The 19,166-nt window shown below is 66.9% G+C and carries 15 protein-coding genes, 1 tRNA gene, 1 pseudogene and 1 riboswitch; of the genes and pseudogenes, 8 read left to right on the top strand and 9 right to left on the bottom strand.

Annotated features, from left to right (window positions below):
* Positions 1–242: 242 nt before the first annotated feature.
* Positions 243–315, bottom strand: a tRNA-Arg gene (locus C795_RS0100600).
* A gap of 92 nt (positions 316–407) precedes the next feature.
* Positions 408–977 (bottom strand): GNAT family N-acetyltransferase, encoded by a 570-nt coding sequence (locus C795_RS0100605; protein ID WP_017791820.1) that lies wholly within the window; start codon positions 975–977, stop codon positions 408–410.
* A 175-nt stretch (positions 978–1,152) separates the two neighbouring features.
* Between C795_RS0100605 and C795_RS14685 the strand changes: the two genes are divergently transcribed.
* Entirely contained in the window at positions 1,153–1,800 is a 648-nt protein-coding gene (locus C795_RS14685; protein ID WP_017791821.1) for a GNAT family N-acetyltransferase, read from the top strand.
* 46 nt (positions 1,801–1,846) lie between these two features.
* Here the strand turns inward: C795_RS14685 and C795_RS0100615 are convergent, their stop codons facing one another.
* Positions 1,847–2,167, bottom strand: a complete 321-nt coding sequence (locus C795_RS0100615) for a metal-sensitive transcriptional regulator (RefSeq protein WP_017791822.1) — start codon at positions 2,165–2,167, stop codon at positions 1,847–1,849.
* Positions 2,168–2,295: 128 nt separating this feature from the next.
* Here C795_RS0100615 and C795_RS0100620 point away from each other — a divergent pair, with 128 nt between their 5' ends.
* Together C795_RS0100620 and C795_RS0100630 are read left to right on the top strand one after the other, a co-directional pair.
* The gene (locus C795_RS0100620) at positions 2,296–2,481 is read left to right on the top strand and encodes a hypothetical protein (RefSeq protein WP_017791823.1); all 186 of its coding nucleotides are present in this window, start codon (positions 2,296–2,298) and stop codon (positions 2,479–2,481) included.
* Between the two features lie 231 nt (positions 2,482–2,712).
* A complete protein-coding gene (locus C795_RS0100630; RefSeq protein WP_017791825.1) occupies positions 2,713–4,182 on the top strand; it encodes an MBL fold metallo-hydrolase in 1,470 nt (489 codons plus the stop codon).
* Positions 4,183–4,402: 220 nt separating this feature from the next.
* On the opposite strand, the gene C795_RS0100635 is transcribed toward C795_RS0100630, so the two are convergent.
* The 6 genes and pseudogenes from C795_RS0100635 to C795_RS16230 all read right to left on the bottom strand — a co-directional run bounded on the left by C795_RS0100635 (position 4,403) and on the right by C795_RS16230 (position 13,750).
* Positions 4,403–5,764: an MFS transporter gene (locus tag C795_RS0100635; protein WP_017791826.1), complete on the bottom strand. Its 1,362-nt coding sequence runs from the start codon at positions 5,762–5,764 to the stop codon at positions 4,403–4,405.
* 31 nt (positions 5,765–5,795) lie between these two features.
* Entirely contained in the window at positions 5,796–7,262 is a 1,467-nt protein-coding gene (locus tag C795_RS0100640; RefSeq protein WP_017791827.1) for an L-serine ammonia-lyase, read from the bottom strand.
* A 37-nt stretch (positions 7,263–7,299) separates the two neighbouring features.
* On the bottom strand, positions 7,300–7,680 hold the full coding sequence (gene gcvH, locus C795_RS0100645; RefSeq protein ID WP_017791828.1) for a glycine cleavage system protein GcvH: 381 nt from the start codon (positions 7,678–7,680) through the stop codon (positions 7,300–7,302).
* A 105-nt stretch (positions 7,681–7,785) separates the two neighbouring features.
* Positions 7,786–8,898, bottom strand: coding sequence for a glycine cleavage system aminomethyltransferase GcvT (gene gcvT / locus C795_RS0100650; RefSeq protein WP_017791829.1), 1,113 nt, complete (start codon positions 8,896–8,898; stop codon positions 7,786–7,788).
* Positions 8,899–8,930: 32 nt separating this feature from the next.
* Entirely contained in the window at positions 8,931–11,798 is a 2,868-nt protein-coding gene (gene gcvP, locus C795_RS0100655; protein ID WP_017791830.1) for an aminomethyl-transferring glycine dehydrogenase, read from the bottom strand.
* A gap of 168 nt (positions 11,799–11,966) precedes the next feature.
* Positions 11,967–12,061, bottom strand: a riboswitch (glycine riboswitch).
* A 157-nt stretch (positions 12,062–12,218) separates the two neighbouring features.
* Positions 12,219–13,750 (bottom strand): annotated as a pseudogene (locus C795_RS16230) (amino acid permease).
* 248 nt (positions 13,751–13,998) lie between these two features.
* Here C795_RS16230 and C795_RS0100665 point away from each other — a divergent pair.
* The 5 genes from C795_RS0100665 to C795_RS0100685 are packed head-to-tail and all read left to right on the top strand — an operon-like array spanning position 13,999 to position 19,147.
* Positions 13,999–15,378: a glutamine synthetase family protein gene (locus C795_RS0100665; protein ID WP_026139337.1), complete on the top strand. Its 1,380-nt coding sequence runs from the start codon at positions 13,999–14,001 to the stop codon at positions 15,376–15,378.
* Positions 15,359–16,135 carry a gamma-glutamyl-gamma-aminobutyrate hydrolase family protein gene (locus C795_RS0100670; protein WP_017791832.1) on the top strand — a complete coding sequence of 259 codons (777 nt, stop codon included), beginning with the start codon at positions 15,359–15,361 and terminating at the stop codon, positions 16,133–16,135. Before C795_RS0100665 ends, C795_RS0100670 begins: the two co-directional genes overlap by 20 nt.
* Positions 16,132–17,487, top strand: coding sequence for an aldehyde dehydrogenase family protein (locus C795_RS0100675; RefSeq protein ID WP_017791833.1), 1,356 nt, complete (start codon positions 16,132–16,134; stop codon positions 17,485–17,487). Before C795_RS0100670 ends, C795_RS0100675 begins: the two co-directional genes overlap by 4 nt.
* Positions 17,488–17,517: 30 nt before the next feature.
* On the top strand, positions 17,518–18,309 hold the full coding sequence (locus C795_RS0100680) for a 3-oxoacyl-ACP reductase (protein WP_017791834.1): 792 nt from the start codon (positions 17,518–17,520) through the stop codon (positions 18,307–18,309).
* Positions 18,310–18,322: 13 nt separating this feature from the next.
* Positions 18,323–19,147 carry a FadR/GntR family transcriptional regulator gene (locus tag C795_RS0100685; RefSeq protein ID WP_017791835.1) on the top strand — a complete coding sequence of 275 codons (825 nt, stop codon included), beginning with the start codon at positions 18,323–18,325 and terminating at the stop codon, positions 19,145–19,147.
* The last annotated feature ends 19 nt before the right edge of the window (positions 19,148–19,166 follow it).

Here is a 19,166-nt window from a genome sequence, read left to right on the forward strand (position 1 = left end):
TTCATATCCTCCCAGCCAGTCCTACAGAACTGGCGGACAAGAGTCAATCAAACCTTCAGCAGACCCCACCGTGAACAACAAGATTCACGGAAATGGAAAATGGAGCCTTGAGGATACCTTGGCGCTTTGTGACGTTTTTGGGGTCTCGATTGACTACCTCATCGGCAAGCTGCCGATTGAGTCCGCCATTCCGGCACAAAAAATGGCTCCCACCGCTGATGCGGTGGGAGCCATGTCGCTAGTGCCCCCGGAGGGATTCGAACCCCCGACCTTTGGTACCGGAAACCAGTGCTCTATCCCCTGAGCTACGGAGGCGAGGTACTGCGACTCGTTTAGCCTAGCGCACCTCGAAGCGTGGCTTCGAATCGACGGGCGCGCGAGTCGCGCCCAATGACCCCCCCAATCACCTAACGGCTGGCGCGATCCGGCGCGATCACCGCGTGGATCGCCATCGTGACCCATTCGCCCTTGAGCCACTCGCTGTCGCGCAACTCGGCTTCGCGGCGCAGACCAAGCTTGACCGCGAGGGCTGCAGAAGCGGCGTTGCGCACGTCGAGGTGGGCCGCGACGCGGTGTACGCCGTAGTGGTCGAAGGCGAGGTCGAGCAGCGTGCTTGCGGCCTCGAACGCGTAGCCCCTGCCCTGCCACGCCGGATCAAAAGCCCACCCCATTTCGGCGATGCCGTGCTCGCGATCCGTGTACCAGAGCAGCACCTGCCCGATTGCCTCACCCGTTTCGGTGTGCTCAACCGCGAGCGTGAGGCCGCCAGCCTCGTGCTCCAGGCCGTTCTTCGCGACGTGCTCGGCGAGCTTTTGCTCAGTGAACGCGCGGGTCCAGGGCTCGTAGGGCAGGTACCTCGCAACATCCTCGCGTGCGAACAGGGCGTGCATCCAAGCAGCGTCCGCTGAGGTGTGCGGGCGCAGGGTCAGGCGGGGCGTGCGGATCGGCAGTGCGGGGCTCTGGTCGGGGCTCGTCATAGGCAACCACGCTATACCCGGTGTCGGGCGTGCCGTGCGCGGCACACCCGTTGATTGCTATGGTGCAGGTGAGGGCAGTGCAGCCGAGGTTGCGCCGCCCCAAGGTTGTCGCGCCGCATGCTGTTACTGCGGCACGTGCCTATTCTCGCCCCGGCCCAGTAACGGAGATCCCCTCATGACGCAGACACCAGTGACGGTAACGCCCGCCCCGCACTCCGAGCCCCGACTCGCAGCGATCACCGAGACGATCACTCGCGCATTTGCCACTGACCCCACCTGGGCCCCAATGCTGTCCCCCGACGTATTGGACCTCGCCGTGGCCCGCCGCTACTGGGGATTCTTCGTGAGCACCGCACAGCGGTACCCCTGGACGTTTACGATTGACGGCGATACCGGCGCGAACGCCAATGTCACCGATTCGGTTGCCGCGACTACCGTCTGGTACCCGCCGGGGTCGGACGAGCTCACCCCGGCCGAACAGGAGTCGTTTCCCGACTTCGCAGCCGAGCTGCTGGGGGCCGAGAAGCGCGATGAACTGCTCGAGAAATCTGATCTCTTCGAGGCCGCACACCCGACCGAACCCCACTATTACTTGAGCCTGCTCGCGACGAACCCCGCCTACTCCGGGCGGGGCCTCGGTATGGGCCTGCTCGCCGCCAACCTCGCGGTACTTGACGATCTCGGCGCCCCCTCCTACCTCGAGTCGTCCAACCCAGCGAACGACCAGCGCTACATGGCGCTGGGCTACGAGAAGCACGGCACGATTGCGCTGCCTTCAGGCCTCACACTCAACACATTCTGGCGCGATCCGGCCACGCGCTAGGCCTCGCCACCCACCCCACCGCACCGCACAATAGCCCGCCCTCGCGCTACGCGAGCGACAGGAAGAGCTTTTCTAGCTCGTCGCGATCCGGGCCACCCTCGGCATCGGGATTCGTGAGGCACTCTCGAAGCGCGGTCGAGATAACCAGAAATCCCGCCCGGTCGATCGCTTTTGAGACCGCAGACAGTTGCTGCACGACGTCGCGGCAGTGCGCATCGCGCTCAATTGCCTCCACGACGGCGTTGAGCTGACCCTGCGCGCGGCGCAGGCGGTTGACGATCTTTCGCTTCGCCTCGGGATCATGCTCCACACCCGGGGCGGTGCTTTGCGTACCCTGCGCCACGCTCTGATCTGCGCTCGTTGTCATCGGAACTCCTTTTCTGGGATGAACTTGACTTCCAAGATACCCCATGGGGTATAGTCTTGTTCGAGATACCCCCCGGGGTATAACAAGTCACCGAGTCAACCGCCACTCCTTTCCCGAACGGAGCCCCCATGTGCCGCCCCACTACCTGCCGCACCTGCCAGAAGACCACCTGGGCTGGCTGCGGCCAGCACGTGGCAATGGTCAAGATGACCGTGCCAGCCTCTGACTGGTGCAATGGCAAGCACACGCAGGCGCAGGTCGACGAGGCCAGAGCCAACCGGCCCGGTTTCTTTGCACGCCTCTTCGGCCGCTAGACCTCCACGACAGCCCCCTGCCCCAAGACACACAACACCCCACTCACGAAGGACACACCATGTGCGCACGCACCACCTGCCCCCACTGCACCAAACCGACCTGGGCCGGCTGCGGCCAACACATCGAGGAGGCGCTCGACGGCGTCGCCCTCGCTGATCGCTGCTCCTGCAACTAACTCCCCGAGCGCACCCCGCACCTCACCCCCGCCCACCGCGAAAGGACTCAACGCAATGCTGCTCGAACGCATCTATGACGAAGACCTGGCCCAGGCCAGCTACCTCATCGGCTGCCAAGCCACGGGCGAGGCCGTGGTGGTCGACCCCCGCAGAGACGTCCAGGTCTACCTCGACATCGCGGGCGCAAACGGAATGCGCATCGTCGCGGTCACCGAAACCCACATCCACGCCGATTTCCTCTCGGGCACCCGCGAGCTTGCGGCCGCCACAGGCGCAACCGTCTATGTTTCCGACGAGGGCGGCCCCGACTGGGCCTACGGTGCGGGCTTCGAAGGCGCCAACCGCATCACCCACGGCCACGAGATCAGGCTCGGCAACATCTCGCTCGAGGCCCGACACACGCCGGGGCACACCCCCGAACACCTGTCGTTTCTCGTCACCGACGGCGCGCAGTCCCCCGAGCCCGGCTTCATACTCACGGGCGACTTCGTGTTTGTCGGAGACATCGGCCGCCCCGATCTGCTCGACGAGGCCGCAGGCTATGAAAACACCCGGTTTCAGGGCGCGCGCGACCTCTTCGCCAGCCTCAGTGACCGGTTTCTCACGCTGCCCGATTTCGTGCAGGTGCTGCCCGGCCACGGCTCCGGATCGGCCTGCGGCAAGGCGCTCGGCGCCGTGCCCACGTCGACGGTTGGCTACGAGCGTCGTTTCTCATGGTGGGGCCCGTATGTGGAGGCAGGCGATGAGGCAGGATTCATTGCCGAGCTGCTCAACGGACAGCCCGACGCACACGCCTACTTCGCACGCATGAAGCGGCAGAATCGCGAGGGCCCCGCCCTCCTCGGTGTGACGCCCGAACTGGTCGAGTACGATGCCACTGAACTTGCGCAACTGTTGGCCAGGGACGAGACAATCTTCGTCGACACTCGTCACCACAGCGACGTCCACGAGAGCACCGTGCCCCGCTCGCTGCATGTACCCGGCATCGCGAAATCAGCGAGCTACGGTGCGTGGGTGCTCGATCCCGAGTCCGAGGCACGACCCCTGGTGCTGCTCGCTCCGGATCACGCCGCAGCTGCCGAGTACCGCGATCACCTCGTGCGCGTGGGCATCGACACGGTGCGGGGCTTTATCACCGGCGTCGAGGGCCTCCCGCAAGCACCCGTTCCCCGGGTGTCACCGACCGCGCTCGAGAAGCTGCCTCACGCTCTCCTGCTCGACCTGCGCAACAAGAATGAGTTCGCAGACGGGCATCTACCGGGGGCGCATCAGCTCTCGGGTGGACGGGCGCTGTGGCACCTCGATGAGCTCCCCGAGACGGGTACGATCGTCAGCTACTGCCGCAGCGGGGTACGCAACGCCGTCGCTGCGAGCGCGCTGCGCCGGGCCGGCTACGACGTGGTCGAACTCGAGGGCAGCTACCTGGGCTGGATCGCGGAGCCCGGCCACACCCCGGTAGTCCCCGATGCCGAACGCATTGCACGGGAGCAAAAGCTGGCACCCCTGGTCGCAGCTTCCGCGTAGCTCTTCCCTCACGACCGCTGCTTCACAAACGACAAGATGTTCCAAGAGCGTGTCCTCTCCCCCCGGAGCGCACGCACTTGGAACATCTCATATAGGAGTTTTAGCTCCTTCTTCCAACTATTGCCACCGAAAACCGTTTCGTTTCGGATGTGAACCATCACTTTTGGCTGTTCGCCTGTACCAACGCATGGCCCGCGGCCCGAGTAGATCCGGATTCGAATCAGCGGTCGTCGAGCGCCTCGCCCTTGCGGTCCACGAGCCCCCATGTCGCGGCCGCCGCGATCACGAAGAAGACCGCGAATACGGCGAAGGTGAGTCCGGATCCGCCAGCCGCCAGCATCACCGGAACGAGCAGCGGGGCAATGATTGAAGCGATGCGGCCGAAGCCCGCCGCCCACCCCGCCCCCGTGCCACGCAGCGAGGTCGGGTAGATCTCGGGCGTCACGGCGTAGAGCGCACCCCAGGCACCGAGGTTGAAGAAGGATAGCGCCATACCGGCCGCGATGATCGCGCCCTCGGTGTGCACCGTACCGAACATCACTGCTGATGCGGCCGAGCCGACGAGGAACACTGAGAGCGTAAGCCTGCGGCCCCACACCTCGATGAGCCAGGCGGCAACGGCGTAGCCGGGCAGCTGCGCGAGGGTGATGATGAGTGTGAATCCAAAGGAGCGCACGAGGCTGAAGCCCGCGTCGACGAGGATGCTCGGGATCCAGATGAACGCGCCGTAGTAGGCAAAGTTAACGCAGAACCAGACGGTCCAGATTGCGAGCGTGCGGCGCCGCAGCTCAGGCGACCAGATGGCGGCGATGCGCGATCCGGAGCTTGGCAGGGCGGGGGCCGCGGCTACCGGCACATGAGTCTCGGGATCCATCTCCCCCGGGGCGAGGCCAGCCGATGACTCGAGGCCCGCGACGATTTTCTCGGCTTCGGCGGAGCGCCCGCGACTACTCAGCCAGCGGGGTGACTCGGGCAGTGTCCAGCGCACCACGAGCGCCCACACTGCAGGAACCGCGCCGAGCGCGAGGGCCCAGCGCCAGCCGTTTTCGGAGGCGGGCACCACGAAGTAGCCGATGAGGGCCGAGGCGGTCCAGCCCACCGCCCAGAAGGCCTCGAGAATCACGATGATGCGGCCGCGAATGCGCGCTGGGGCAAACTCGCTGACGTAGGTCGACGCGACGGGCAGCTCTGCCCCGAGTCCTAGGCCCACAAAGAACCGAAGGACGAGCAGCACCGCAACGCCGCCCGCGAGCGCGCTCGCACCCGTCGCCAGACCGTAGATCAGCAGCGTGATCGCGAACACCTGGCGACGGCCGAGACGGTCGGCAAGAAGCCCGCCGAAGCTGGCGCCGATCGCCATGCCGACGAAACCGATGGAGGCGATGAGCCCGGCCTCACCGCTTGAGATGCCCCACTCTTGAATCAGAGCGGCGATGATGAATGAGATCAGCCCGACATCCATGGCGTCGAGGGCCCAGCCCACCCCTGACCCGGTGAGCACCCTTCGATGCTTGCGGGTGAACGGAAGCGCGTCGAGGCGCTCAGCGATCGTGCGGGGTGCGCTGTTGCGAGATTCGCTCATGCACTCCATCGTAGATCGCCGGGCACCCCCGCTAGCATTCGATGACGTTCACGGCGAGGCCGCCACGGGAGGTCTCCTTGTACAGGTCGCTCATGTCTCTGCCGGTATCGCGCATCGTTCGAATCACTTGATCAAGGGTGACGAAGTGGGTGCCGTCTCCCATGAGCGCCATCTTCGCGGCATTCACCGCCTTCGACGCGGCAATCGCGTTGCGCTCGATGCAGGGAATCTGCACCAGCCCGCCCACCGGATCGCAGGTGAGTCCGAGGTTGTGCTCCATCGCGATCTCGGCGGCGTTCTCGATCTGTTCGGCGGTGCCCCCGAGCGCGTGGGCGAGCCCGGCCGCTGCCATCGACGAGGCTGACCCGACCTCGCCCTGGCAGCCCACCTCGGCCCCCGAGATCGAGGCTTGCTCCTTGTACAGCACGCCCACCGCGGCGGCCGTCAGCAGGAACTCCGCCACGACCTCGGCCTTGTGCGCGTCACTCCAGTCGCGGGCCCCGGGGGCATAGTGGGTCGCATAGAACAGCACGGCCGGAATGATGCCGGCCGCCCCGTTCGTGGGCGCCGTGACCACGCGGCCGCCCGACGCGTTCTCTTCGTTGACCGCGAGCGCGACGAGGTTGATCCATTCCTGCCAGAACACGGGGTCTCGATCTGGGTCCTGCTCCCGCAGCCGCCGGTGCCACTCGGGTGCGCGCCTACGCACCTCGAGGCCGCCGGGCAGCGTACCGGTGCGCGTGAGCGCCGAGTCTTTGCAGGCCTCCATGACGCGCCAGAGCCCGGTGAGCCCCGCATCAATGTCGGCGTCCGTGCGCTGCACGCGCTCGTTTGCCCGCATCACCCCGGCGATCGACAGTCCCGATGCGTGCGCGTGCGCAAGCAGCTCGCGTGCGGTCGTGAACGGGTAGGGCTGTCGGGCGACGGCGCGCTCGAGCCGCTGCTGCACGTCGTCCTCGGCGCCCTCGCGCACCACGAAGCCGCCGCCCACCGAGAAGTAGGTTTGCTCGTCGAGCAGCTCGCCTGCGCCATCGCGCGCCGCGACGCGCATGCCGTTCGTGTGCCGGGCGAGCACCGTGAGCGGATGCAGCACGAGATCTGCAGTGCTGATCCGGATCGCTGGCGCCCGGGTGACAGGCGGTGCGGACGCATGCGCCCCGTTGGCTTCGTCGGCCTCGTTGGCAGCGAGAATTTCAGTGCCGAAGCGGACCTCGCCGCTCGCCTCGATGCGCGCGATCGCCGCGTCAACCTCGGTCGGGAGGACCTGCTCGGGGTCGAAGCCTTCGAGCCCGAGCAGCACAGCCGAGAAGGTGCCGTGCCCGCGCCCGGTGGCCGCGAGTGAACCGTACAGGTGCATCTCGAGCGACCGGGCGCGTTCGAGGAGGCCAGCGTGTGCCAGGCGCGACGCAAAATGGTGCGCGGCTCGCATCGGTCCCACGGTATGGGAACTCGACGGGCCAATGCCCACCTTGAATAGGTCAAATACGCTGACGGCCACACTGCCTCCTCGAGTGGAGCCCTTTCGGGCCCGGGAATTACGCCAGGTCGGCGCTGTTGTCTGCCGCGTACTGCTCGGCAGTGAGGAGGGGCCCCTCCTCGGTGACGGCGACCTTGAACAGCCACGCGGCGCCGTAGGGGTCCGAGTTGATGAGGGCGGGGTCCGCGATCGCGTCCTCGTTGCGTTCGACGACCTCGCCGGTGACGGGTGAGTAGATCTCGGAAACCGACTTGGTCGACTCGACCTCGCCGCAGACCTCACCGGCGGTGACGGCCGTGCCGACCTCGGGCAGGTCGACGTAGACGATCTCGCCGAGGGCGTCAGCGGCGACCTCTGAGATGCCGATCGAGGCGGGGCTGTCGCCAGTAACCCACTCGTGCTCAGCCGAGTAACGCAGTCCGGTCTTGACGATGCTCATGGTGTTATTCCTTTTCTGGAGTTGGGTGGTGTGAGTAAATCTTGGGTGGATCGCGAGGCACCTTGCCTCTGGTCGTCATGCTGCGCGAGGTACGAGTCGCAGTGTCTACGCGCCGCGCTTGTAGAACGGTAGCGCCACGACCTCAAACGGCTCGGCTTTGCCGCGTAGGTCGACCTCGACGGCAGTGCCGACCGCGGCATGCTCGGGGGCGACGTAGGCGAGGGCGATCGGGTAGCCGAGCGTGGGGCTCGGCTGACCGCTCGTGATCGCGCCGACCGGCTCACCGTTCACGGAGACGGCATAGCCGCCGCGGCCCGCGCGACGGCCCGCACCCGAGAGGCCCACAAGCACACGCGCGGGGCCCTGCTCGCGCAGCGCCTCGAGCGCCTCGCGGCCCACGAACTGTTCGGTCTTCTTGAACGAGACGATGCCACCGAGCCCAGCCTCAAACGGGGTCGTGTCGAGACCAAGCTCGTTGCCGTAGAGCGGCATGCCCGCTTCGAGGCGCAGCGAATCGCGTGCTGCGAGGCCCGCGGGAATGAGCCCGTGGCTTTCGCCCGCTTCGAGCAGGGCGCGCCACAGCTCAGCCGCACGGTCATTCGGCACGTACACTTCGAAGCCGTCCTCACCGGTGTATCCGGTGCGGGCGATCAGTGCGTCAGCTCCCAGTACGCGCGCGGGTGCCGCGGCGTAGTACTTCATGTCGCGCACGGCGTCGCGGTCGGCCTCGTCGACGAGGGTCAACAGAATCTCGGCCGAGGCGGGGCCCTGCACCGCCACGAGCGCGGTCGTAAGGGTCTCATCGACAAGCGTGACGTCGAAGCCCTCGGCGCGCGCCTCGAACTCGGCAAACACGGCGGGCGCGTTGCCCGCGTTCGGTACGACGAGGTACTCGTCCTCCGCGAGGCGGTAGCTGATGAGGTCGTCGATGATGCCGCCGTCGGGGTTGCAGATGACCGAGTACTTGGCCCGGCCCACCGCGATAACACCGAGGTTGCCCACGAGCGCGGTGTTCAAGAACGCGGCGGCGTCGGGCCCGGTCACGCGAATTTCGCCCATGTGCGAGAGGTCGAAGAGCCCGGCGGCACCGCGCACGGCGCGGTGCTCGGCAAGCTCTGAGCCATATTTCAGGGGCATATCCCAGCCGCCGAAATCAGTGAACGAGGCACCGAGCGCGTCGTGCTCAGCGTACAGCGGGGTGCGTTTCGGGTCACTCATCAGTGTGTGGCCTTCCTAATCAAAAGTGGGGTTCAGTCTTCGAAGGCCTCGGGCGCGGGGCACGCGCACACGAGGTTGCGGTCGCCAAATGCGCCGTCGATGCGGGCGACGGGCGGGAAGTATTTGTCGGTGCGCAGACGCGCGACCGGGTAGGCAGCCTGCTCGCGGCTGTAGGCGCGGTCCCACTCCCCTGCAATGACGCCCTCGGCGGTGTGCGGGGCGTTGCGTAGCGGCGAATCGACGACCTCGAAGCGACCGTCGATGATCTCCTGGATCTCAGCGCGAATGGCAATCATCGCCTCGATGAACCGCTCGATCTCGTCAAGGGCCTCTGACTCGGTCGGCTCGACCATCAGGGTGCCCGCGACGGGGAACGCGAGGGTGGGTGCGTGGAACCCGAAGTCAATGAGACGCTTCGCCACGTCCTCGGCGGTGACGCCCGAGACCTTGGTGAGCTCGCGCAGGTCGAGGATGCACTCGTGGGCGACCAGTCCGCCCGCGCCGGTGAACAGCACCGGGAAGTGATCGCGCAGCTGAGCGGCAATGTAGTTGGCACCGAGCAGCGCATGCCGGGTGGCGTCGGTGAGGCCGTCGCCGCCCATCATTGCGATGTAGGCGTAGGAGATCGGCAGCACGCCGGCGGAGCCGAACAGGGTAGCAACGACGGGGGTCGCTGATCCGGCGACGCCGGCTACGGCACGCGGGTCCGAGGGCAGGTACGGCAGTAGGTGCTCGGCGACGCCGATCGGGCCGACGCCGGGGCCGCCGCCGCCGTGCGGAATCGCGAACGTCTTGTGCAGGTTCAGGTGCGATACGTCGCCGCCGAACTTGCCGGGCTGGGCGACGCCAACGAGGGCGTTCATGTTGGCGCCGTCGATGTAGACCTGACCGCCGGCGTCGTGCACGCGGGCGCACACCTCGCGCACATCGGTGTCGTAGACGCCGTAGGTCGACGGGTAGGTGATCATGATCGCGGCGAGCTCGTGTGCGTGCTTCTCGATCTTGGCCTTGAGGTCATCCATGTCGATCGTGCCGGTCTCAAGGTTCTTGACGACGACCACGCGCATGCCGGCGAGCACGGCCGACGCCGCATTCGTGCCATGTGCCGAGGCGGGGATCAGACAGATCGTGCGCTGGCTCTCGCCGCGCGCCACATGGTAGGCGCGGATCGCGTTGAGGCCCGCATACTCACCCTGTGCGCCAGAGTTCGGCTGCACCGAGACGCCGGCGTAACCGGTGATCTCGACGAGGCGACGCTCGAGGTCTTCGATGAGCGCGCGCCAGCCGGCCGTCTGATCGGCCGGGGCGTAGGGGTGAATGCCCGCGAACTCAGGCCAGGAGATCGACTCCATCTCGGCGGTCGAGTTGAGCTTCATGGTGCACGAGCCGAGCGGAATCATCGTGCGGTCGAGCGCGAGATCACGATCTGCGAGGCGGCGCAGGTAGCGCAGCATCTGCGTCTCCGAGCGGTGCTCCCAGAAGATCGGCTGCGTCAGGTAATCGCTCGTGCGTGCCAGGGCGGCGTCGAACGCGTAGTCACCGAGGGCCGCTGCCTCGGGCGCCGCGACGTCGAATCCTGCGGCAGCGAACGCCTCGAGCACGCGCGCAACGTGTGCGGCCGTGGTGGTCTCGTCGGCCGAGATGCCCACGGCGCCAGCGTCGATGCGGCGCAGGTTGATGCCTCGGTCGGCTGCGGCCGCGATCACTGCATCGGCGCGATCCGGCACGATCGCCGTCACGGTGTCGAAGAACGAGGCGCTCGCGACCCGGATCCCGGCGGCAGTGAGGCCCGCCGCGATCGTGCGGGCGTGCGCGTGGGTGCGCTCGGCGATGCCCTTGAGGCCGTCGGCACCGTGGTACAGCACGTACATCGAGGCGGTGATGGCGAGCAGGGCCTGCGCGGTACAGATGTTGCTCGTGGCCTTCTCGCGGCGAATGTGCTGCTCGCGGGTCTGCAGCGCGAGGCGACAGGCCTGGCGACCCTCGGCGTCGCGCGAGACGCCCACGAGGCGGCCGGGCAGCGCGCGCTCGAGGCCCGCGCGGATCGACAGGTACGCGGCGTGCGGTCCGCCGTAGAACAGCGGCACGCCGAAGCGCTGGGTGTTACCAACGGCGACGTCGGCGCCCTGCTCGCCGGGCGAGGTGATGAGGGTGAGCGCCAGCAGGTCGGCGATGATCGTGGTCATCGCGCCGCGCTCCTTCGCCTCAGCGATGATCGCGGCGTGGTCAACGACCGCGCCGTCGCCGCCGGGCTGCTGCAGCACGATGCCGAAGATGTCGCCCTCGGGCAGCCCCTGCGACAGGTCGGCAACCTCGACCGTGAAGTCGAGCGCCTCGGCGCGGCCCAGGATCACGTTGATGGTCTGGGGAAAAAGGTTCTGGTCGATCACGGCCTTCGCCGTAGCGGCGGCCTTGCTCGCGCGGCGCATCAGCAGCACGGCCTCTGCTGCGGCCGACGACTCGTCGAGCATCGAGGCGTTCGCGACGTCGAGGCCGGTCAGGTCAGAGACCATGGTCTGAAAGTTGAGCAGCGCCTCGAGGCGGCCCTGCGAGATCTCGGGCTGGTAGGGCGTGTAGGCCGTGTACCAGGCCGGGCTTTCAAGCACATTGCGGCGAATGACGGGCGGCGTGTGGGTGTCGTAGAACCCCTGGCCAATCATCTGCGTCATGACCGTGTTCTGGTTCGCGAGCCCGCGGAGGTCCCCGAGAATCTCCTCCTCGCTGCGTGCGCCGGGCAGGGCGAGCGGTGCGTCCATGCGAATATCAGCGGGCACTGCCGCGTCGACGAGCGCATCGAGGCTGTCGAAGCCGAGTGCCCCGAGCATCTGGTCGCGATCGGAATCCGCGGTGACGCCCATGTGGCGGTCGGCGAAGGTGCGGTGGGTGGGAGTAACGCTCAAGAGGATCTCGTCTCAAAAGTGCGCGGGCGCGCAAAAGGGGCGTGGGATCCTCCCCGCTCTGTTACTGGACCTGAGAGATTCGGGTCGCGAGCGGGGCTGGATGCCCCGGCCGCGGTGCCCTTGCACCGTCGGTGAGCACGGCACAGCCGCGCTACTTTCCAGAGTTGCCTCGCTGCGACGGTACGTGGGCCTGAGAGATTCCCGGGGAGGGTTTGCTCCTACGGCGCCGGGCCTCAACGCCCGAGCTCTCCCGCCACAGCTTGATGGCCGATATTCAAAATGTACGATCACTCTAGCATCGGGGGCCACGGCGGTGATAGGTCGGCGCGGCGCATGATCCGGATCGAAACAGCCCGGGTGCTCGCGGGCCGAGGCCCACGAGCACCCGGGCTCAATGGTTCGAGTGGTTACTTCGAGCCGCTAGTCCTTGCCGTCGAGCGCGAGGATCTCCTCCTCGACCTCGCCACCGTAACCCTCGGCCTGCGGGTCACCGTGCAGGCCCCCCGAGACCGCGTATTCCTCCTCGGGAGAGAGGATGAGCCGGTGGCGCGTGTAGAGGCCGAAGACGGCGAGGCCGATCACGTACACGACCAGGATCGCGACGATCGCGGGCTGGAAGGTCTCGTTGAGCAGAAACCCGATGAAGATCAGGAATGCAATGATTGCCGCCGAGACCGCGCCGAACATGCCCCACGGGCTGCGGTAGGGTCGCTTTGCGTTGGGTACTTGCGGCGCAGGATCATGAACGACACCATCTGCATGAAGTATGCGAGCACCGCACCCCAGACCGCGATGTTCAGCACGATTGCACCGGCCACGCCGTCGGCGCCGCCCGCGATGTTCACGATGTTGAGCGCGACGAAGCCGATCAGCGCGCCCGCGAGCAACGCGACCCACGGGGTCTGCCGCTTGCCCGTGAGCGAGAGGAACTTCGGGTAGTAGCCGGCGCGCGACAGCGAGTACATGTTGCGGCCGTAGGCAAACATGATGCCCTGCAGCGACGCGAAGAGGCCGATGAGCGCGAACAGTGCGAGTACGGCGGCCATCTGGTCGCCGACGATGGCGCGGAAGCCGTCGAGCAGCGGCTCGCCCGCGACGCCCATGTCTTCGGCGCCCAGGATCGCGGTGTTGAGGAACAGCACGAGCAGACCGGTGACGATCAGGGTGCCGCGCGCCCAGAGACCCGCCTTGGGGATGTCGCGCACGGGGTTGATCGATTCCTCTGCCGCGAGCGGCAGCTCCTCAATGCCGAGGAAGAACCACATTGCGAACGGGAGCGCGAACAGGATCGGAGTGATGCCGTGCGGCAGGAAGGCCGACTGGCCTGCGTCGGGCTCGATGTTCCACAGGCTCGACCAGTCGAGCGCGGGGCTCATGAGCGCCATTACCGAGAACAGCAGAATGATGCCGATGGAGATCACCGAGACGACGATCGCGAACTTGAACGAGATCGCGGCGCCCGCGGTGTTGAGACCGACGAACAGCGCGTAGAGGATGAGCCACCAGAGCCACGGTGGCAGTGAGAATCCGAGCAGCTCGGTCGTGATGCCGTCGGCGTAGGAGGCCGAGAAGAACACGATGACCGCGGTTGTAGCGACGTACTCTATGGTCTCGGCGAGACCGGTGACGAAGCCGCCCCACGGCCCCATGGCCGCGCGCCCGAATGAGTAGGCGCCGCCCGTGTGGGGCATAGCCGCCGCCATCTCGCCGATGGAAAAGATGAGGCCGTAATACATCACGATGAGCACGGCGAACGCGATCATCATGCCGCCGAATCCTGCGGCCTCGATGCCGAAGTTCCAGCCCGAGAAGTCGCCCGAGATGACGGCGCCGACGGCGAGGCCCCACAGCCCCCAGATGCCCGCGGCCCGTTTGAGCTTTCGTTTCTCGAAGTACCCGGATTCGGCGGTCGTATACGTGACCCCCGAAACTTTCAGAGTGTCCTTGGCCATGTCGGCCCCTTTCACGTCGTTGTGATGGATTGCCCGCCCAGAGCTGAAGGTTCGCCCGAGCGACAGAATGCCGCAGACCGCACGCCCCGGAGTGCAATTTCTGAGCTTACCCACGTAATGGTGGTTTGCAACTACCTTTGTCGCAAATTTGTGGCTGGATTATCGCGCGTCGTGTGATTGAATGGCCCACACACCAACCTTTACGGGTGGCGCAAGCCTCCCCTCAACGATGAGACGAAGGACAACACATGACTGACTCGAACAGACCTGACGGGCATCTAACGCCCGATATGCTGCGACAGGAAGTCGCCGAGGGCCGCATCGACACCGTCATCGTTGGGTTCACCGACATGCAGGGCCGCCTCGTGGGCAAGCGTGTCTCGGCCCGGCTGTTCCTCGAAGACGTGATGGATCACGGCGCCGAGTGCTGCAACTATCTGCTCACCGTCGATGTCGAACTCAACACGGTCGACGGCTACGCGCTCACGAGCTGGGAGCGCGGCTACGGCGATATGGCGATGGTGCCGGATCTTTCCACGCTGCGCGTACTGCCGTGGCAGACCGCGACCGCGCTCGTGATTGCCGATCTCACACTCGCGAGCGATCACTCGCTGATCGAGGTGTCGCCCCGTCAGATTCTGCGCCGACAGATGGAACGGCTGCGGGAGCGGGGGCTCGTCGCCCACGTCGCGACCGAGCTCGAGTTCTTGGTCTTCGACGACGACTACCGCTCGGCATGGCAGTCGGGCTACAAGGATCTGACCCCCGCGAGCGACTACAACACCGACTACGCGCTGCACGCCTCGACGCGCCTCGAGCCGCTGTTGCGCGACATTCGCAACTCCATGGACGGTGCCGGCATGTACTGCGAGGGCGTCAAGGGTGAGTGCAACCTCGGTCAGCAAGAGATCGCGTTTCGATACGCCGAGGCGCTGCCCACCTGCGATAACCACTCGATCTACAAGAGCGGGTCGAAGGAGATCGCCGACAAGCACGGCAAGTCGATCACGTTCATGGCGAAGTTCAACGAGCGCGAGGGCAACAGCTGCCACGTGCACGCGAGCCTGCGTTCGGTGACCGGCGAGATGGTATTCGCCGACGATTCGGCCGCAGACGGCATGTCGCAGATGTTTCGCCACTTCATTGCGGGCCAGATGCGGGCGATGCGCGAATTCACGCTGCTCTATGCCCCCAACATTAACTCATACAAGCGCTTCGTCGACGGCAGCTTCGCGCCCACCGCGGTGGCCTGGGGCCACGACAACCGGTCGTGCGCGCTGCGCGTCGTCGGCCACGGCGGCGGGATGCGCGTCGAGAACCGTGTGCCCGGCGGCGACGTGAACCAGTACCTCGCCGTCGCGGGCATGCTCGCCTCAGGGCTCCACGGCATCGAGAATGAGCTCGACCCCGGCGAAGCGCTCACCGGCAACGCCTACACGAGCGATATCCACCGTGTGCCGACGACCCTGCGCGAGGCCGCCGACCTGTTCGAGGCGTCGGTGCTCGCCCGCGAGGTGTTCGGAGACGAGGTCGTCGAACACTATGTGCATGCGGCGCGCGTGGAGGTTGCCGCGTACGATGCCGCCGTGACGGACTGGGAGCGGGTGCGTGGCTTTGAACGACTCTGAACGGAGCGCGCCCGGCGGCGAGCGCCCGCCGCGCATTGGCATCACCAGCTACCTCGAGCAGGCCCAGACCGGGGTGTGGGATGTGCGGGCGTCCTTCCTCCCCCAGGTGTATCTCGACGCGGTGACGAGCGTCGGCGGCATCGCCTTCGTGCTTCCGCCCCAGCCTGTGTCGGCCGACACCGCACGCGCGATCATCGCGTCGCTCGACGGCATCATCTTCTCGGGAGGCGCCGACATCAACCCCGCCGCATACGGCGAAGCAGCGCACGAGAAGACCGGCGCCCCGCGCGACGACCGTGACACATTCGAGGGCGAGCTCGTGCAGGCCGCCATCGAAGCGAAGATCCCGTTTCTCGGCATCTGCCGCGGCGCGCAGATCCTCAACGTTGAGCTGGGCGGCACGCTACTGCAGCACCTGCCCGACGTGGTGGGTGACGACCGCTACCAACTCGGCGCTGCTCGGTTCAACCCCATCGAGGTCGAGGTCGAGCCGGGTACCCGCATCGCCGAGGTCTACGGCAATGCGCTGCAGGCCACAGCGCCGCTGTACCACCACCAGGGGCTCGGGGAGATCGGTGAGGGTCTCGTCGTCACCAGTCGCACGTCCGACGGCATCGTCGAATCGGTCGAGCTGCCCACGGTGCCCTTCGGGCTCGCCGTGCAGTGGCACCCCGAGGAGCACCCCGAGGATCGCCGACTATTCGAGGGCCTCGTGGCCGCCGCTCAAGAGTACGCAGCTCGAAAGGAACTACCGTGAGCTATACCGTCATCAATCCCGCCACGGGCGAGGCCGTCACCGAGGTCGCGCACCTCGACGAACACGACACCGACGCCGCCATCGCCCGCGCCGTCACCGCCCAGGAGGCGTGGGCGAACGTCGCCCCCGTCGACCGGGCGCGCGCGCTACGCCGCTTCGCCGACGCCGTCGACAGCGACACCGAGCGGCTCGCCCAGCTCGAGACCCAAAACTCGGGTCACCCGATCACCCAGTCCAGGTGGGAGGCCGGGCACGTACGCGATGTGCTCGAGTACTACTCAGCGAGCCCCGAACGCCTCATCGGACAGCAGATCCCGGTGGCTGGCGGAATGAACGTCACCTTCCACGAACCGCTCGGCGTCGTCGGCATCATCACGCCGTGGAATTTTCCCATGACGATCGCCTCGTGGGGCTTCGCCCCCGCGCTCGCCGCGGGCAACGCCGTCGTGCTGAAGCCGGCCGAGTGGACTCCACTCACGAGCATCCGCCTCGGCGAACTTGCGCTCGAAGCGGGGCTGCCCCATGGCCTGTTCCAGGTGCTGCCGGGCCGAGGCTCCGTTGTAGGCGAGCGCTTCGTCACGAACCCGAGCGTGCGCAAAATCGTATTCACCGGCTCGACCGGCGTCGGCAAGCGCATCATGAGTGGCTGCGCCGAACAGGTGAAGCGCGTCACCCTCGAGCTCGGGGGCAAGAGCGCCAACATCGTGTTCGCCGACGCCGACCTCGAGCAAGCGGCGGCCACCGCCCCCTACTCCGTGTTCGACAACGCGGGCCAGGACTGCTGCGCCCGCAGCCGCCTGCTCGTGGAACGCAGCGTCTACGACAAGTTCATGGAGCGCTTCGAGACCGCGGTGCAGGGCGTCAAGGTTGGCGACCCGCTACTCGACGACACCGAGGTGGGGCCGCTCGTCACCCAGGCACACAAGGAGTCGGTGCAGTCGTATCTCACCGACGACGTGCCCGTCGCGTTCACGGGCAGCGCCCCCGAGGGCCCCGGCTCCTGGTTTGCGCCCACCGTCGTGACCCCCGAGCGCGACAGCCGCATCGCCACTGAGGAGGTCTTCGGCCCCGTCGTCGCCGTGCTGCCGTTCGAGGATGAGGAAGACGCGATCCGGCTCGCGAACAGCAGCGATTTCGGGCTCTCGGGCTCGATCTGGACCCGTGACCTCGGCCGCGGCATCCGCGTCGCCCGCGGCGTCGAGGGCGGCAACCTGTCGGTGAACTCGCACTCGTCAGTGAGGTACTCCACGCCGTTTGGCGGGTTCAAGCAGTCGGGCCTCGGCCGCGAACTCGGCCCCGATGCCGCCGAGCACTTCACCGAAACCAAAAACGTTTTTTTCTCCGCCGAATAGCGCTGACCCCTCCAGTAGAAAGACCACACCATGAGCGACATCACCCCCATCGATCTCACCCAGCGCCTCGCAGGCAAGGTCGCCGTCATCACGGGCGGCGGCAGCGGCATCGGCCTCGCGACCGCGAAGCGCATGCGCGCCGAGGGCGCCCGCATCGTCATCGGCGACATGGATCTAACGAGCGGCCAGGCCGCGGCCGACGCCGTCGGCGGCCTCTTCGTGCAGGTCAACGTCACCGACGAGGCCCAGGTCAACAATCTATTTGACACCGCCGCCCGCGAGTATGGCTCGGTCGACATCGCGTTCAATAACGCGGGCATCTCCCCCGACGACGACGATTCGATCGAAATCACCGAGCTCCCCGCGTGGGAGAAAGTGCAGGACGTGAATCTGAAGAGCGTCTACCTGTGCTCCCGTGCGGCGCTGCGTCACATGACGAAGCAGGGATCCGGATCAATCATCAACACCGCATCGTTTGTTGCGATCATGGGATCTGCGACCTCGCAGATCTCGTACACGGCGTCGAAGGGCGGCGTGCTCGCGATGAGCCGCGAGCTGGGCGTGCAGTTCGCGCGCCAGGGCATTCGCGTGAACGCGCTCTGCCCCGGGCCCGTCAACACCCCGCTGTTGCAGGAGCTGTTCGCCAAGGATCCGGAGCGTGCCGCGCGGCGCCTCGTGCACATTCCTGTGGGTCGCTTCGCCCGCCCCGAGGAGCTCGCGGCCTCGGTCGCGTTCCTCGCGAGCGACGACGCGTCGTTTATCACGGCGTCGACGTTCCTGGTCGATGGCGGCCTGACCAGCGCCTACACGACACCGATGTAGGCTGTCGTTCGCTATGACGACTGTGACCCCGCCGCCCGCCGAGGGCTTTGAGCTGCTCGTGCGCAGCTCGCGACCTGCGAACGCGTACGAGGAGACGATGGAGCGGCTGTTGCAGTCGGTGCGGTTGGGGCTGATTGCCCCGGGTGAGCGGCTGCCCGCCGAGCGCGACCTTGCGGCGATGCTCAAGGTGAGCCGCGACACGGTGCGCGAGGCGCTGTCCACGCTCGCCGAGGCGGGGTACGTGGAGTCGCGGCGCGGGCGCTACGGGGGCACGTTCGTGTCGGCCGAGCTGCCCGCGGTCGGGGTCGGGACCGGGGGCGCGGGCGCGGGCGTTGGTGCCGAGACCGGTGACGGAGCCGGAGCCGGAGCCGGAGCCACCGTGCGCGATGCCCCCGGCCCCGTGCCCAGCCCCCGCGAGCTCATTGCCGAGATCGAGGACACGGCTGTGTTGCGGCGCGTGCTCGAGGTAGGGGCGGCGCGCGAGGCGGCGGCGCGCAACCTCACCGCTGACGAGCGTGCCTCGCTGTCGCACGCGCTCGACGCCTGCCGCGCCGCATCAGACGCCGATCACCGCAGGCTCGATTCCAGGCTGCATCTGATCATCGCGGAGCTCTCGGGATCCGGATCGCTCGTCCCCGCGATCGCGAGCCTGCGCACGCGGGTCAACGCCCTGCTCGACGAGATTCCGATGCTGCGCCCCAACCTCGCGCACTCCGACGACCAGCACACGGCGATCGTCGGGGCGATTCTGGCGGGGCGGCCCGAAGTCGCGGCAGCGGCCATGATGGAGCACGTCGAGGGGTCGACAGCGCTGCTGCGCGGCTTCTTCGGGCGGTAGCGTCTGGGCGATGATGCGG

This window comes from Leucobacter salsicius M1-8, from assembly GCF_000350525.1.
Lineage (GTDB): Bacteria > Actinomycetota > Actinomycetes > Actinomycetales > Microbacteriaceae > Leucobacter > Leucobacter salsicius.

What these genes read in the sequence shown, in the direction of transcription:
- C795_RS0100685 (WP_017791835.1), top strand. Translation starts at nt 18,323, where the DNA reads ATGACGACTGTGACCCCGCCGCCCGCCGAGGGCTTTGAGCTGCTCGTG.
- gcvH (WP_017791828.1), bottom strand. Translation starts at nt 7,680, where the DNA reads ATGAGCATCGTCAAGACCGGACTGCGTTACTCGGCTGAGCACGAGTGG.
- C795_RS0100630 (WP_017791825.1), top strand. Translation starts at nt 2,713, where the DNA reads ATGCTGCTCGAACGCATCTATGACGAAGACCTGGCCCAGGCCAGCTAC.
- C795_RS0100635 (WP_017791826.1), bottom strand. Translation starts at nt 5,764, where the DNA reads ATGAGCGAATCTCGCAACAGCGCACCCCGCACGATCGCTGAGCGCCTC.
- C795_RS0100665 (WP_026139337.1), top strand. Translation starts at nt 13,999, where the DNA reads ATGACTGACTCGAACAGACCTGACGGGCATCTAACGCCCGATATGCTG.
- gcvT (WP_017791829.1), bottom strand. Translation starts at nt 8,898, where the DNA reads ATGAGTGACCCGAAACGCACCCCGCTGTACGCTGAGCACGACGCGCTC.
- C795_RS14685 (WP_017791821.1), top strand. Translation starts at nt 1,153, where the DNA reads ATGACGCAGACACCAGTGACGGTAACGCCCGCCCCGCACTCCGAGCCC.
- C795_RS0100605 (WP_017791820.1), bottom strand. Translation starts at nt 977, where the DNA reads ATGACGAGCCCCGACCAGAGCCCCGCACTGCCGATCCGCACGCCCCGC.
- C795_RS0100680 (WP_017791834.1), top strand. Translation starts at nt 17,518, where the DNA reads ATGAGCGACATCACCCCCATCGATCTCACCCAGCGCCTCGCAGGCAAG.
- C795_RS0100615 (WP_017791822.1), bottom strand. Translation starts at nt 2,167, where the DNA reads ATGACAACGAGCGCAGATCAGAGCGTGGCGCAGGGTACGCAAAGCACC.
- C795_RS0100620 (WP_017791823.1), top strand. Translation starts at nt 2,296, where the DNA reads ATGTGCCGCCCCACTACCTGCCGCACCTGCCAGAAGACCACCTGGGCT.